The sequence below is a fragment of the Gloeocapsa sp. PCC 7428 genome, assembly GCF_000317555.1.
Lineage (GTDB): Bacteria > Cyanobacteriota > Cyanobacteriia > Cyanobacteriales > Chroococcidiopsidaceae > Chroogloeocystis.
This window is the reverse complement of record NC_019745.1, coordinates 780704-793243: the sequence shown is the minus strand read 5'-3', so window position 1 is coordinate 793243 and position 12540 is coordinate 780704. Positions and strand designations below refer to the sequence as shown.

Here is a 12540-nt window from a genome sequence, read left to right as displayed (position 1 = left end):
ATTGGTTGTTCAATATTAACGTCAGTTCGATGGAAAAGTGCTGAGCAGTTGACAATTAGCTAGTTTTCTGTAACTCACGCCACTTTGCTGCTTTTTCATTCATCTGTTGGATAAATCCATGCTTCCCATCCATGTAACTATCAATGTCATGTGGATACTTTCTCGCTAACTCGCGCTTCAAATCGCTATATTGCTGTGCGTATGCCAAGTGGGAAATCATGTAGTCTCTAAATGCTAAATGTTTCTCTACTTCTGGATTACCTACTTCAAATGTATGAACATGATGTGTTCTGACACCTGCTGCGTTGTTTTTGCGAAAGTAACGGCGACTTGGAATTCCAAACTCGCCCATTGCTTCATAGCCTAAAACTTCCATTGATAAATTGCATTGATCCGCTTTGGCAATTTCTTTTACCTCGACTAACAGATCAATAATCGGTTTGGCGTAAATATGAGGTATTGCAGTACTACCAATATGATGAATTGCAACGACATTGTTACCCAACGCTTGCAAGATGTGCTGTTTTTCTTTCACAAAGGCGTCTTGCCACTGAGGATTATGGGGAACAACTTCGACTTTTCTCATAGGGATGACTGATTTTATGCTGAGTGCTAACACAAAACTTATCAACTAATCACTCTTCTTTGTGAAGCTGGATCAAGACTGAATTCGAGTGCGATCGCTGTCCTAGTCTACCCTGCTCTCAACTACAATATCCTTGGAAGCAATTCATAGCAGACACTCTTTAATAAACTAGAAGCAGATATGCCAAGAACTCAACGTAACGACAACTTTATCGATAAATCTTTTACCGTCATGGCGGATCTGATTCTCAAGGTTCTGCCTACAAATAAAAAAGCTAAAGAAGCTTTTGTCTACTACCGCGATGGAATGGCAGCCCAAGCCGACGGTGACTACGCTGAAGCGTTAGATAACTACAACGAAGCTTTAGAATTAGAAGAAGACCCATACGATCGCAGTTATATCTTCTACAACATTGCCTTAATTCACGCGAGTAATGGCGAACATGAAAAAGCTCTAAATTACTATCACCAAGCACTAGAAACAAATCCGCGCCTGATCCAAGCACTAAACAACATTGCGGTAATCTATCACTACCAAGGCGAAAGAGCCAAAGAAGCAGGCGACAATGACGGTGCAGAAGCTTTATTTGACCAAGCTGCTGATTACTGGAGACGAGCCATCAGCATCGCCCCTAACAATTACCTAGAAGCACAAAACTGGCTGAAAACGACAGGTAGAATGCACGAAAACTTTTAGTGAGTAGAAAGCTGAGTGTGATTCTATTACCCATCACCAATTACCCATTACCTCTTACCTATGATTGATCGCGAACAAGTCCGAAAAGTGGCGCTTTTAGCTCGATTAGAGTTAACTCCACAAGAGGAAGAACAATTTACTACGCAGCTAAGTAGTATTCTGGACTACTTTGAACAACTAAGTGAACTCGATGTCACTGATGTCCCACCCACAGCAAGAGCAATTGAAGTAAAAAATATAACACGCCCTGATGAACTAAAACCTTACGAAGAACGCGCCGCAATTCTCAGCAGTGCGCCAGAACAAGAGGGCGAATACTTCAAAGTGCCACAAATTTTGAATGTAGAAGAGTAGTTACAGCTTTCAAGATCTGAGGGTGGAAAGTCAGAAATCGTGTTTTTATCTAAGAAATAACTACGGCGAATCTACAGCTTTGCAAAGTTCTAAACAATAGAATGCACAACTGGAGAAACTCCATCTACCCCCCGCGAACAAGTGAAGTCTGTCTTATTCCATCAAAACTCTGATTTTTTTTAGTGTGCGCAGGCACACTTTGTACAGATAGCCCCGACTTTAGTCGGAGGGCTTTGAAAGCAATTACAGGAGATTTTCATAATGGGTTTGGGTGTTCTCATTGATGGCAAATGGGTGCCAGAACGCGAACAAGAAGACGAAGGCGGGCGGTTTGTGCGTCCTTCAACGACCTTCCGCGATAAAATTACTGCTGATGGTTCGAGTGGCTTTAAAGCTGAACCAGAACGTTACCATCTTTATATCTCCTGGGCTTGCCCTTGGGCACATCGTACCGCAATCATGCGACGGTTAAAAGGGTTAGAAGATGTTATTGGTCTTTCTGTAGTAGCACCAGTTATCGATCAAAACAGTTGGGAATTCTCTGATAATGAACCAGGGAGTATTCCGGATACAGTTAACCACACGAGTTACTTGTGGGAAGTCTACCTGAAAGCTGAGCCTGACTACAGCGGTAGAGTAACTGTACCTGTTTTATGGGATAAGAAAACTGGCACAATTGTCAATAACGAATCCCGCGAAATTATTCGGATGTTGGATACAGAGTTTGAAGCTTACGCTAAACAGGATATTCATTTTTATCCGCAAGACATACAGGAAAAAGTTGACGAAACGATTGATGCGATTTACCAACCTATTAATAATGGTGTTTACCGCGCAGGTTTTGCGACGACTCAATCCGCGTATGAAGAAGCTGTCACCGAATTGTTTCAAGCATTAGATTACTGGGAAAAAGTCTTATCTGAACAGCGTTATTTGTGTGGCGATCGCCTAACTGAAGCTGATTGGTGTATGTTCACAACACTACTGCGCTTTGACCCTGTTTACTACGTTCATTTCAAGTGCAACTTGCGGCGCATTGCGGATTATCCTAATCTTTGGAATTATCTAAAAGACCTTTACCAACAAAAGGGTGTCAAAGAAACGTGTCATTTTGACCATATCAAAAAGCATTACTACATGAGTCATCCAAAAGTTAACCCGACGCGCATTGTTCCCAAAGGACCAGTTCTTGACTTAGATGCACCGCATAATCGCTATCGCTTAGGCGCTACTCTACAAGTGTAAAAACAGAAAACAAATTATCAAATTTACGTAGGTCGCTGTTAGTACCTACGTTGTTTTTTTCAGTCAAAATATTCATGGTTTCCCAATGCAAGAGTAATATAGCAGTTGAAGGGGTATTTAGGACATTTGCTATAGATGATGAAGCTAGCGATCGGTAACTGGTGGCTTCAAGCGGTAAATGCTAACTCTATACGGGCTAATATCTTGGTCTTACAATGTGAAGTAAGGCGCTATTGTCAGGAATACCATTATGGCGATCGCAAAAATTACAACGAAAGGACAAATCACAATTCCGAAAGAAATTCGAGAGCATCTAGGGCTGGAGGTTGGTAGCCAGGTGGAATTTGTTATTGATGAAACGGGAAAGGTCAAACTCATTCCACTAAACATTCCTATCGAAGCATTATCAGGAATTTTGCATCAGCCTGGGATAAAAGCTGCAACTCAAGAAGAAATAGAAACAGCGATCGCAGAGGGAGCCTGTGATTGGGATTGATACGAATATTCTGATTCGCTACCTTACGAAAGATGACCTAGAACAATGGGAACTTGCAGTTCATATCATTCAGAACAACCAACCCTGTTTTGTGAGCAACATTGTTCTATGCGAAACAGTGTGGGTACTTAAAAGGCAACCATATCAATTTAATAAAGAGCAAATTCTTAGCGTGCTAGAGATGATGTTGCATTCTGCATTTGAGTTTGAAAACCGTTCTATTCTTTACCAAGCGATCCAGCGCACTCGACAAGGAGGTGCAGATTTTTCCGATTATTTGATCGGAGCGATCGCTACTCATGCAGGCTGCGATCAGACAGTCACATTTGACCGAAAGCTAAGAAGAGAAAAAGGATTTCGCTATTTGGAGTAGAAAACTGATAACTTTCCAACTGAGGATGATATTAACTGCTATGGCAAATTTGTTCGAGTGTGGGCACAAAATCTGGGTAGGAAATAGCCGCAGCTTCTGCACGATTAATTGTCGTAGTTCCGGTACTATTAAGCGCAGCGATCGCTAAACTCATCGCAATTCGATGATCGGTGTGGCTATCGACATCCGTACCTGTTAGCGAAGTTCCGCCAACAATTTCTAAACCATCAGGAAGTTCGGTAACATTAGCCCCCATGCGTTGCAGTTGATTTGCCATAACTGCAATGCGATCGCTTTCTTTAACGCGCAATTCCTCCGCATCGCGAATCACGGTTGTCCCCTGCGCAAAAACTGCGGCGACTGCAAGAATTGGGATTTCATCAATTAATCGCGGAATCAAATCGCCAGCGATCGTACAACTTTTGAGTTGACTCGAACGTACGCGTAAATCTGCAACAGGTTCGCCTGCAACTAAACGCTGATTTTCTAACTGAACATCTGCGTTCATCATCGACAATGCTTCTAAAATACCCGTACGTGTAGGATTTACACCAACATTTTCAATAATTAATTCGGAATCAGGAACAATCGCTGCTGCAACTAGCCAAAAAGCCGCAGAACTGATATCTCCAGGTACAATAACGGTTTGTCCTTGTAGTTGTGCAGGTCCTGTGACAGTGACACTGTGAGTATCAGGATCGACGCTGAGTTTCGCCCCGAAGGCTTGAAGCATTCTTTCGCTATGATCCCGCGATAACGCTGGTTCCGTGACAGTTGTTTCGCCTTCAGTCATCAATCCGGCTAAGAGAACACACGATTTCACTTGCGCAGAAGCGATCGGAGAATTGTAATGAATTGGTTTAAGCGTTTGTCCTTGAATTGCTAAAGGCGCTAACGAATTCTCTTTACGTCCCCAAATTTGCGCCCCCATTTGTTGCAATGGTTTGACCACACGCGACATCGGACGCGATCGCAATGAATTATCACCTGTGACAGCAAAAAATCGCCCAGGATGCGCCGCTAAAATTCCTAGCATTAACCGTAGTGTTGTCCCTGAATTCCCAGCGTTGAGGACATCGACAGGTTCTTGTAATTGCCCCAATCCTATTCCTTTGACGGTAACTAATTCGGTATTTAACTCGGAAATTTCCGCCCCCAAAGCTTGAAAACAACTTGCTGTACTGCGCGGATCTTCGCCTAGCAACAACCCTTGAATGCGCGTTTCGCCCGATGCGATCGCACCTAGCATCAAAGCCCGATGCGAAATCGATTTATCTCCTGGAACTCGGATACGACCGTGTAAGGATAATCCTGTAGCACGATTAATAACGAGATTTTGGTGACGATTCGTTTCTTGCGTGATGACAGCCGACATGAAAACTCACGTAACATATGTGAATTTTATCCTACCGCAATATTCGCACTCCGTACTGGGATTCTGTCTAATTTTGAACTTGGTACTACACCAGTTTTATCAAGTCTTAGTATAAGCTCGCTACTCAAATGCCACTCAAAATATTGATTGAGGGGTTTACGATGCAATATTAACCTTCTTCTTGCTAAGCTAAAAATTCACAAAAGTATCAAGAATATAAAGTTATTGTTTAATTACAAGTATCATTCTTTACTTTTGAAAGTCTAACTGACAGTATACTCCCATACAAAAAAATACAACGATAAGCTAATTTAAAAATATTTAAAACCATTAGATGTTTTCCTTTAACGAGTAAGTTTAATTGTTCGGCTACAACGTAGTGTAAAAAAATAAAATATATCAGAACAACCGAATATAAACTTAACAATATAGTTAGCTAAAGATGAAAATAAGTGTAATTATTCCTTGCTTTAATGCAGCAAAAACAATTGCAGTGCAGTTAGAAGCACTTGCTAAACAAACATGGAAAAATTGGGAAATTATTGTTGTTGATAATGGTTCTACAGATGACTCAGTTGCAATTGTTGAAAAATATCAAAAACAAATTTTAAATCTTCAGTTGATTCATGCACGCGATCGCCCTGGTGCTGCCCATGCACGTAATGCTGGTGCTAAAGTTGCAACTGGCGAAGCACTTCTATTTTGTGATGCTGACGATCGAGTTGAACCAGGCTGGTTAACTGCAATGGGAGAAGCACTTCTCAAACATGACTTTGTTGCTGGGCGTTTTGATTATACGCAACTCAACGAACCGTGGCTAGTTAATAGTGGTATCTTTCAAGTTCAGAAAACAGGGCTTTCGCAGTACGAATTTCCGCCTTATCTACCTTTTGCAGGAAGTGGAAATCTTGGTATCAAAAAAGCACTGCACGAAGCTGTGGGTGGATTTAATGAAGACTTGATATATGCAGAAGACACTGACTATTGTTTTCGAGTTCAACTCCTAGGCACTCAACTTCAGTTTATTGAAGATGCTGTTGCTCAAATCCGCCTACGTAATACATTTAAAGATATTTATAAGCAAGGAAAAAGCTGGGCTGAAAGCCATATATATCTCCGATTGCTATACGGAATTTCAGTTAGTAGATTTGCTGCTTTTGGTTATTTAGTAAAAGTTTTATTATATCCGAGCAAAATTGTTTTCTATCTTCAAAGCAGAAGTAAACTTGCTGAGTGGCTATGGATTCTTAGCTGGAATATTGGACTTTTAAAAGGAAGTTACAAATATTCTCAATACTTTGGATTGAAAAAAAGAATCTGCATGAAAAGTTCTATCGAAAAAGCAAACATTGTAACAGCTAACTAGGAAATATACTTATGAAGAAATACTATCAAAAAATTAAGCAGCGATTACTCTCAAAATCACGGTTTATTTATTTGTGGTGGTTGTACAAGAAAAGCAAAGCGATCGCAGCGAACCAGAAATCAGCGATCGTCTTTGCACCGCATCAAGACGACGAAACGCTAGGTTGTGGTGGGACAATTGCACTCAAGTGCGATCAGGGGGTTGCTTTAGATGTTGTATTTCTCACTGATGGTAGGGCTTCATACGCAGAGTATCCGCAAATTTGTCCGGATCAGCTTGTACAAATTCGCCAGCAAGAAGCAATTCAAGCCCTCAAGACTCTTGGTGTTGCACAATCAGCAATTCACTTTCTAGGTAAACCAGATGGCGGTTTAGCCGCGCTATCCGTTACAGAGCGTCAGGAAACGATTAACCTGCTAGTACAATTGTTACGCGATCGCCAACCGCAAGAGGTATACGTACCCTACAAACAAGACATTCATCCTGACCATAAAGAAACTTACACTTTAGTGCAAGCCGCAGTTCAAGAATCTAACCTACCTATAGAAGTGTTGCAGTATCCTGTATGGACGCGGTGGATACCATATCAACTTGATTTTAAATCTCCAGAGCTAGCCTCTGCTTACAGATTACCAATCAACAAAGTACTCAAGCAAAAAATTGCAGCTTTGGCAGCTTATCAATCGCAATATTCCAGTATAGTTCCTGGTATTGAGCCAATCCTGCCACCAGGTTTTATCGAGTGCTTCTTTTCTCCCTACGAAATATTTTTTAAAACGTCGCCAGTCAAGTAAAAGTTGAGTTGTGAATTATGATTTAGCCCAATTAACACAAAACTCCACATTCATCACTTTGCTTTCTTGAGTGCAACGAATTACCAGTTACCAATGACCAATAAAAGCTGTAAGGCTAATTTTAATTTTCACTCATGTACTTGAATCGGCGTGATGTTATTAAGCTTTGCTTTAAGAACAGTTGCATAAGTCTTGTTCAAGATAAACTAGCGCTGTACTAGCCATGCAGTCTTTTTGCTCATGCTGACTCGTTACCGTCAACCAGTCTCGCTTTCATTAATTTCTACAGATTTACCCTTGCAGTACGTGGTGCAGACTGTAGCTACATTAGAACAAAAAGATCGCGAGAGTTTTCATTTATTAATAACAGAACCTTCACCCGCTAGCCCTAGTCTTTTGTGGCTCGAAATTTCACCTTATCGAGTCATTATGACCAAACAAGCAGAAAATCAAGTATGCTATCGTCATTTTTGGGAGCGCGGAGTTTACGGAATTAGTCGTTACTGGTTAGGAAACGGATTTTTTCAGGGCAGCGAAAATATCCTGCAATTGCGTAATTTTACTCGACAATTAACTTTAGTCAATCGTCCCTTACCGCAGCAACTTCAAATTGAGTATGAATTGTGGTCGCAAGTACAACTCGGACGCTATGTTTTAAAGCTAGAGATACACTACTGACCAACAAATTAAACAGAACCACTACCTAAAATAAATAAACTTAAAAGTGTGCCACTATTCCAAAGACTGTGGAGTAGCATAGGTGCGAGGAGATTACGCGATCGCGTATACACAACCCCCAAGACAATTCCTAAGACGGTCAATGGAAGAATTTCAGCTACACTAAGGTGCGCAACCGCAAACAGCAACGAACTGAGAAGAATCGCACCCGAAACGGATACGTAACGGGTGAGTGAGGGTAAGAGAAAACCACGAAACAGTAATTCCTCAAAAATCGGGGCGGCGATCGCAGCGGTAAAAAAGAAAATAGCTAATGCTACTTGATCTTGTGCCTGCAATGCTAAAGATAACAGTGGATTACTACCACCCTGTCCTTGCCAGATTTGTTGATTAATCAGCGACACAATCACCACGAGTGGAAGTGCAGCACAGTATCCTCCCAACCCCCATAAAAACCAATTTCCCTGTAAATTGAAGCGAAACCAATCTTTAGGAAGCGGGAAGAAAGGCTTAATTGAAAAATAAAGCACTACCAAGCCACCCAAAGCAACTGTTAGGTAAGTCGTCAAAATATAAAAAGCCTGAACGCGCACACCCGAACCGGCTGGCGGTTTAATTTGCAGTAGCGCCAACCCCAAAGGAACAACAATTTGCCCCATGAGAAAAAAGCCGAGGATGAATACCTGCCAAACAGTTTCTCCTGTCCAAGGAGTTGACCACCGTGCATCTTCATTTTGTGCAAGTAGCGCCTCTTTTCCTTTGACTAAACGCTGAGCGCCTAAAATGAGCAGTAACCCAACACCAACTATGCCACCAAAAGCAGGCAGACTACCAATAAATGCAAGTTTGATGACAGCTTGCTGGGCTACTTGTTGTTCGGTCGCTTGTAGCTGTGTCAGTGCGTCTTGACGTTGCTGAAGTTGATATAGCTGAGATAAAGCACGATAGCGAAACCAACCATCTAGATTATTCTGAATCAGTTGCTCGGCATCGGGAAATATCTGAGGCGGATCGCTCCACAGTCCAATCAAAACTGCTGCGGTATCGGCGAGTACAGCTTGCTGTTGATTGTTAACTTGCTGTTGAAACTTTGTCCAAGTTTGAATCGCTGCATCGGTTTGTTCTTGCTGTACTTGTAATAGTCCTAGCCGCAGATCTAACTCGGCAATCAATTGTTGTAATTGAGCGCGCGATCGCTGTATTTGTTGCTGCTGTCGTAGACGCGAAGTATCGGTAATTGGGGCAATTTCTGATTGTGATTTGGGAGTCGCAGGGGTGGTTACAGGTTCTGACTGTAACTGTTTTAGTTGGTTGTTCGCTTTATCTAAGTTAATCTGCGCTGATGTTCTTGCCTCTTGATATTGCTCGAACGCGGAATTAAGCGGTTGTTCTCCGAGCAAAGCACTGCGAGCATTGCTAAGACTTGTATCATTGTCACCTTGAGGTTGCCATTCTTGCGCGTGCAAAAGCAGATTAGCTTGGTACAATTCCAAACGACTTTGAATTTGTGGTTGTTGCCAGCTTTCCCATAAAGACGCACCAGCAAACAAAATTGCGACTACTGTCAGCAAACTTAAGATGATCCGCTTAATTGTCATCAATCTCCCCCGTTACAGCCATCTTGAGCGCGCGATTCGCACCCTTGTGGAATCATAGCAAGGATTGGGAGAGGTGCAGAGGGAGCAGAGGAAGCAGGGGAGCAAGGAGATAGAGAGTTATGAGTTCCTGAATTCAAAACTCATCACTAGCCACTAACCACTTATCACTTCACGATTCTATTGTTAACTTTGGTTCATCACACGCTAAAATAACGCTGGCTCGTCTGTGCTGCGCATATGCAGCGAACGATTTACAAAAAGTGCTGTTGGAGGATAAATAGATTGACCACTCGTGTCATTATTGTGCGTCACGGTCAAAGTAGCTACAACACCGAAAAGCGCATTCAGGGTCGTAGTGATGTGTCAACTTTAACTGAAAAGGGGCAAAACGATGCTCGTAAAGTTGGTGCTGCGCTGAGTCACTTAAATTTTGCTGCGGTTTATACTAGCCCTCTACAGCGAGCAAAACATACAGCAGAAGCGATCTGTAGTTGCTTAGCGACACCCCTAAAACCGCAAGCTTCTAGTAACTTAATGGAAGTTGACTTGTCGTTGTGGGAAGGAATGCTTTCCTCTGAGGTGCGCGAGAAATTTCCTGATGCTTACCGACTTTGGCACGAACATCCGGATCAACTGGTGATGGTGGTGGGAGAAAACCGCGAACACTTCCCAATTCTCAGTTTGTTTGAACAAGCAAGACAGTTTTGGGAAGAAACTTTGCCGCGTCATGCAGGCGAAACAATTCTGATCGTGGGGCATAACGGTATCAATCGCGCTTTGATTAGTACGGCTTTGGGAATTTCGCCGCAACGCTACCACTCGATTCAGCAATCGAACTGTAATGTCACAGTCCTGAATTTCGATCCGGCGACTCCTTCGCACCAAAAAGATAGCAAGTGGGGAGCAGTACAGCTAGAATCACTCAATCAAACAGCACATTTAGGCGAAGTTTTGCCCTCACTGCGACCAAATCATCAAGGACAGCGCCTTTTGCTCGTACGTCATGGTGAAACCGAATGGAATCGCCAAACGCGGTTTCAGGGGCAAATCGATGTTCCGCTCAACGATAATGGTCGGCAACAGGCACAAAAAGCAGCGGAATTTCTGAAAAACGTGCAGCTGGATTTCGCTGTGAGTAGCCCAATGTTGCGTCCCAAGGAAACCGCAGAGATTATTTTGCAGCATCACCCTGAAATTCAACTGCAATTACACGCTGACCTGCAAGAGATTAATCACGGACTTTGGGAAGGTAAATTAGAATCAGAGATCGAGCAAAGTTTTCCAGGGGAACTACATCAATGGCGAACAGTACCAGCAGAGGTACAAATGCCACAAGGTGAGAATTTACAGCAAGTCTGGGAACGCAGTGTCGCGGCTTGGCAGAGTATTCTTGATTCCGCAGCAAGTCAAACGACTGGGTTGGTTGTGGCGCACGATGCCACGAATAAAGTTTTACTGTGTCATGTTTTGGGTTTATCGCCTGCGCATTTCTGGAACTTTCGCCAAGGAAATGGGGCTGTCAGCGTTATTGATTATCCACAAGGTGCAGCAGGTTTACCTGTATTGCAAGCAATGAATATCACAACTCATCTTGGGGGAGGTGTTCTTGATAAAACTGCCGCAGGGGCGTTGTAAGGTACTGGGTAACTGGGTAATTGGTAATAGGTCATTAGTAATTGGTGTCAGGTGAGTCTGTCCCAATCAAAATTCATGAAGAGTGAACTGCTACAACAAGTTCGGGTGATTGATCCTGTATCGAATACTGATCGGGTAGCTGATGTTTTAGTTGTTGATGGTGTGATTCAGGCATTGCAGGAAACGATCGCCGACTATCCAACTGATACGCAGGTGCGTAATTGTCGCGGACTTGTGTTAGGTCCTGGATTAGTCGATTTGTATAGCCATTCTGGCGAACCAGGTTTTGAAGAACGCGAAACTTGGCGATCGCTTATTGCTTCTGCAACTGCTGGCGGGTTTACTCGATTGCACGTTTTGCCGGACACAATGCCCGCGCTTGATAATCTATCGGTAGTATCGCGGCTACACCAAGAACTCGCAACAGCCACTGTCAAAGTTAATTTTTGGGCGGCGCTGACGGTTGGTGTTAAAGGACAGCAAATGACCGAATTGGCAGAATTAGCGGCTGAATCGAATGTTGTGGGTTTTGCTGACGGTCGCGCGCTTGAAAATTTAGCCCTACTACGGCGCTTACTAGAATACATCAAACCAATCAACAAGCCGATTGCGCTGTGGGGGTGTGATTCACAATTGGTAGGTAATGGCGTGATGCGCGAAGGCACGCAGTCAATTCGCTTTGGATTGCCAGGAAATCCCGCGATCGCAGAAACGGCGGCGCTGGCTGCAATTTTAGAAGTTGTCGCCGCGATTGGTACTCCTGTACATATTATGCGGATTTCGACGGCGCGGGGTGTCGAATTGATTCAAGCGGCAAAAGCTCAAGGCTTACCTATTACGGCGAGTACGACTTGGATGCACTTGCTGCTTGATACGCAAGCGGTGAAAAGTTACAATCCCTCGCTGCGATTAGAACCACCACTCGGAAATACCAGCGATGTTCAGGCACTACGTCAAGGAGTTCGTTCGGGTATTATCGATGCGATCGCTGTCGATCACACTCCTTACACCTACGAAGAAAAAACTGTTGCCTTTGCCGAAGCTCCTGCGGGTGCGATCGGTTTAGAGTTAGCCTTACCTTTACTGTGGCAAAACCTTGTAGAAACGGGTGAATTGTCCGCAGTCGAATTATGGCGCAGTCTCAGTACCTGCCCATCTCTATGTTTACAACAAAGCCCTAGTGCGATTTCTCCTCATACATCGGCAGAAATGGTTCTTTTCGATCCACACCAAGCATGGCGAGTGCAAATGCATACTTTGAAATCTTTGTCAAGTAATACGCCGTGGTTAGGACAAACGCTGCAAGGACGTGTCGTGCAAACTTGGTACAAGAATTGAGAAGGC

General features: G+C 43.2%; 13 protein-coding genes. 10 read left to right on the top strand and 3 right to left on the bottom strand.

Annotation, left to right across the window (positions count from 1 at the left end; genetic code table 11):
* Nucleotides 1-55 precede the first annotated feature (55 nt).
* The gene (locus tag GLO7428_RS03540; protein WP_015187187.1) at nucleotides 56-586 is read right to left on the bottom strand and encodes a GrpB family protein; all 531 of its coding nucleotides are present in this window, start codon (nucleotides 584-586) and stop codon (nucleotides 56-58) included.
* Between the two features lie 180 nt (nucleotides 587-766).
* Here GLO7428_RS03540 and GLO7428_RS03535 point away from each other — a divergent pair, with 180 nt between their 5' ends.
* The 5 genes from GLO7428_RS03535 (at nucleotide 767) to GLO7428_RS03515 (ending at nucleotide 3750) form a co-directional block, all read left to right on the top strand.
* The gene (locus tag GLO7428_RS03535; RefSeq protein ID WP_015187186.1) at nucleotides 767-1282 is read left to right on the top strand and encodes a photosystem I assembly protein Ycf3; all 516 of its coding nucleotides are present in this window, start codon (nucleotides 767-769) and stop codon (nucleotides 1280-1282) included.
* A 60-nt stretch (nucleotides 1283-1342) separates the two neighbouring features.
* Nucleotides 1343-1636 carry an Asp-tRNA(Asn)/Glu-tRNA(Gln) amidotransferase subunit GatC gene (gene gatC, locus GLO7428_RS03530; RefSeq protein WP_015187185.1) on the top strand — a complete coding sequence of 98 codons (294 nt, stop codon included), beginning with the start codon at nucleotides 1343-1345 and terminating at the stop codon, nucleotides 1634-1636.
* Nucleotides 1637-1897: 261 nt separating this feature from the next.
* A complete protein-coding gene (locus GLO7428_RS03525) occupies nucleotides 1898-2881 on the top strand; it encodes a glutathione S-transferase family protein (RefSeq protein WP_015187184.1) in 984 nt (327 codons plus the stop codon).
* Nucleotides 2882-3131: 250 nt separating this feature from the next.
* Nucleotides 3132-3377 carry an AbrB/MazE/SpoVT family DNA-binding domain-containing protein gene (locus tag GLO7428_RS03520; RefSeq protein ID WP_015187183.1) on the top strand — a complete coding sequence of 82 codons (246 nt, stop codon included), beginning with the start codon at nucleotides 3132-3134 and terminating at the stop codon, nucleotides 3375-3377.
* Nucleotides 3364-3750 carry a PIN domain-containing protein gene (locus tag GLO7428_RS03515; RefSeq protein ID WP_015187182.1) on the top strand — a complete coding sequence of 129 codons (387 nt, stop codon included), beginning with the start codon at nucleotides 3364-3366 and terminating at the stop codon, nucleotides 3748-3750. Before GLO7428_RS03520 ends, GLO7428_RS03515 begins: the two co-directional genes overlap by 14 nt.
* 31 nt (nucleotides 3751-3781) lie before the next feature.
* On the opposite strand, the gene aroA is transcribed toward GLO7428_RS03515, so the two are convergent.
* Nucleotides 3782-5125 (bottom strand): 3-phosphoshikimate 1-carboxyvinyltransferase, encoded by a 1344-nt coding sequence (gene aroA, locus GLO7428_RS03510; RefSeq protein WP_015187181.1) that lies wholly within the window; start codon nucleotides 5123-5125, stop codon nucleotides 3782-3784.
* A 442-nt stretch (nucleotides 5126-5567) separates the two neighbouring features.
* On the opposite strand from aroA, the gene GLO7428_RS03505 reads away from it, so the two are divergent.
* From GLO7428_RS03505 to GLO7428_RS03495, 3 genes are all read left to right on the top strand, one after another.
* Entirely contained in the window at nucleotides 5568-6491 is a 924-nt protein-coding gene (locus tag GLO7428_RS03505; protein WP_015187180.1) for a glycosyltransferase family 2 protein, read from the top strand.
* Nucleotides 6492-6502: 11 nt separating this feature from the next.
* The gene (locus GLO7428_RS03500) at nucleotides 6503-7285 is read left to right on the top strand and encodes a PIG-L deacetylase family protein (protein ID WP_015187179.1); all 783 of its coding nucleotides are present in this window, start codon (nucleotides 6503-6505) and stop codon (nucleotides 7283-7285) included.
* 240 nt (nucleotides 7286-7525) lie between these two features.
* On the top strand, nucleotides 7526-7963 hold the full coding sequence (locus tag GLO7428_RS03495; protein WP_015187178.1) for a hypothetical protein: 438 nt from the start codon (nucleotides 7526-7528) through the stop codon (nucleotides 7961-7963).
* Between the two features lie 8 nt (nucleotides 7964-7971).
* Here the strand turns inward: GLO7428_RS03495 and GLO7428_RS03490 are convergent, their stop codons facing one another.
* A complete protein-coding gene (locus tag GLO7428_RS03490) occupies nucleotides 7972-9561 on the bottom strand; it encodes a type II CAAX endopeptidase family protein (protein ID WP_015187177.1) in 1590 nt (529 codons plus the stop codon).
* A 282-nt stretch (nucleotides 9562-9843) separates the two neighbouring features.
* On the opposite strand from GLO7428_RS03490, the gene GLO7428_RS03485 reads away from it, so the two are divergent.
* Together GLO7428_RS03485 and GLO7428_RS03480 are read left to right on the top strand one after the other, a co-directional pair.
* A complete protein-coding gene (locus GLO7428_RS03485; protein ID WP_041918500.1) occupies nucleotides 9844-11196 on the top strand; it encodes a histidine phosphatase family protein in 1353 nt (450 codons plus the stop codon).
* Between the two features lie 75 nt (nucleotides 11197-11271).
* Complete coding sequence (locus tag GLO7428_RS03480) at nucleotides 11272-12534, top strand: dihydroorotase (RefSeq protein ID WP_015187175.1); 1263 nt, start codon at nucleotides 11272-11274, stop codon at nucleotides 12532-12534.
* Nucleotides 12535-12540 lie beyond the last annotated feature (6 nt).

Coding starts and splice junctions, on each gene's coding strand:
- GLO7428_RS03490 (WP_015187177.1), bottom strand. CDS start 9,561: ATGACAATTAAGCGGATCATCTTAAGTTTGCTGACAGTAGTCGCAATT.
- GLO7428_RS03520 (WP_015187183.1), top strand. CDS start 3,132: ATGGCGATCGCAAAAATTACAACGAAAGGACAAATCACAATTCCGAAA.
- gatC (WP_015187185.1), top strand. CDS start 1,343: ATGATTGATCGCGAACAAGTCCGAAAAGTGGCGCTTTTAGCTCGATTA.
- GLO7428_RS03505 (WP_015187180.1), top strand. CDS start 5,568: ATGAAAATAAGTGTAATTATTCCTTGCTTTAATGCAGCAAAAACAATT.
- GLO7428_RS03540 (WP_015187187.1), bottom strand. CDS start 586: ATGAGAAAAGTCGAAGTTGTTCCCCATAATCCTCAGTGGCAAGACGCC.
- GLO7428_RS03500 (WP_015187179.1), top strand. CDS start 6,503: ATGAAGAAATACTATCAAAAAATTAAGCAGCGATTACTCTCAAAATCA.
- GLO7428_RS03480 (WP_015187175.1), top strand. CDS start 11,272: ATGAAGAGTGAACTGCTACAACAAGTTCGGGTGATTGATCCTGTATCG.
- aroA (WP_015187181.1), bottom strand. CDS start 5,125: ATGTCGGCTGTCATCACGCAAGAAACGAATCGTCACCAAAATCTCGTT.
- GLO7428_RS03495 (WP_015187178.1), top strand. CDS start 7,526: ATGCTGACTCGTTACCGTCAACCAGTCTCGCTTTCATTAATTTCTACA.
- GLO7428_RS03535 (WP_015187186.1), top strand. CDS start 767: ATGCCAAGAACTCAACGTAACGACAACTTTATCGATAAATCTTTTACC.
- GLO7428_RS03525 (WP_015187184.1), top strand. CDS start 1,898: ATGGGTTTGGGTGTTCTCATTGATGGCAAATGGGTGCCAGAACGCGAA.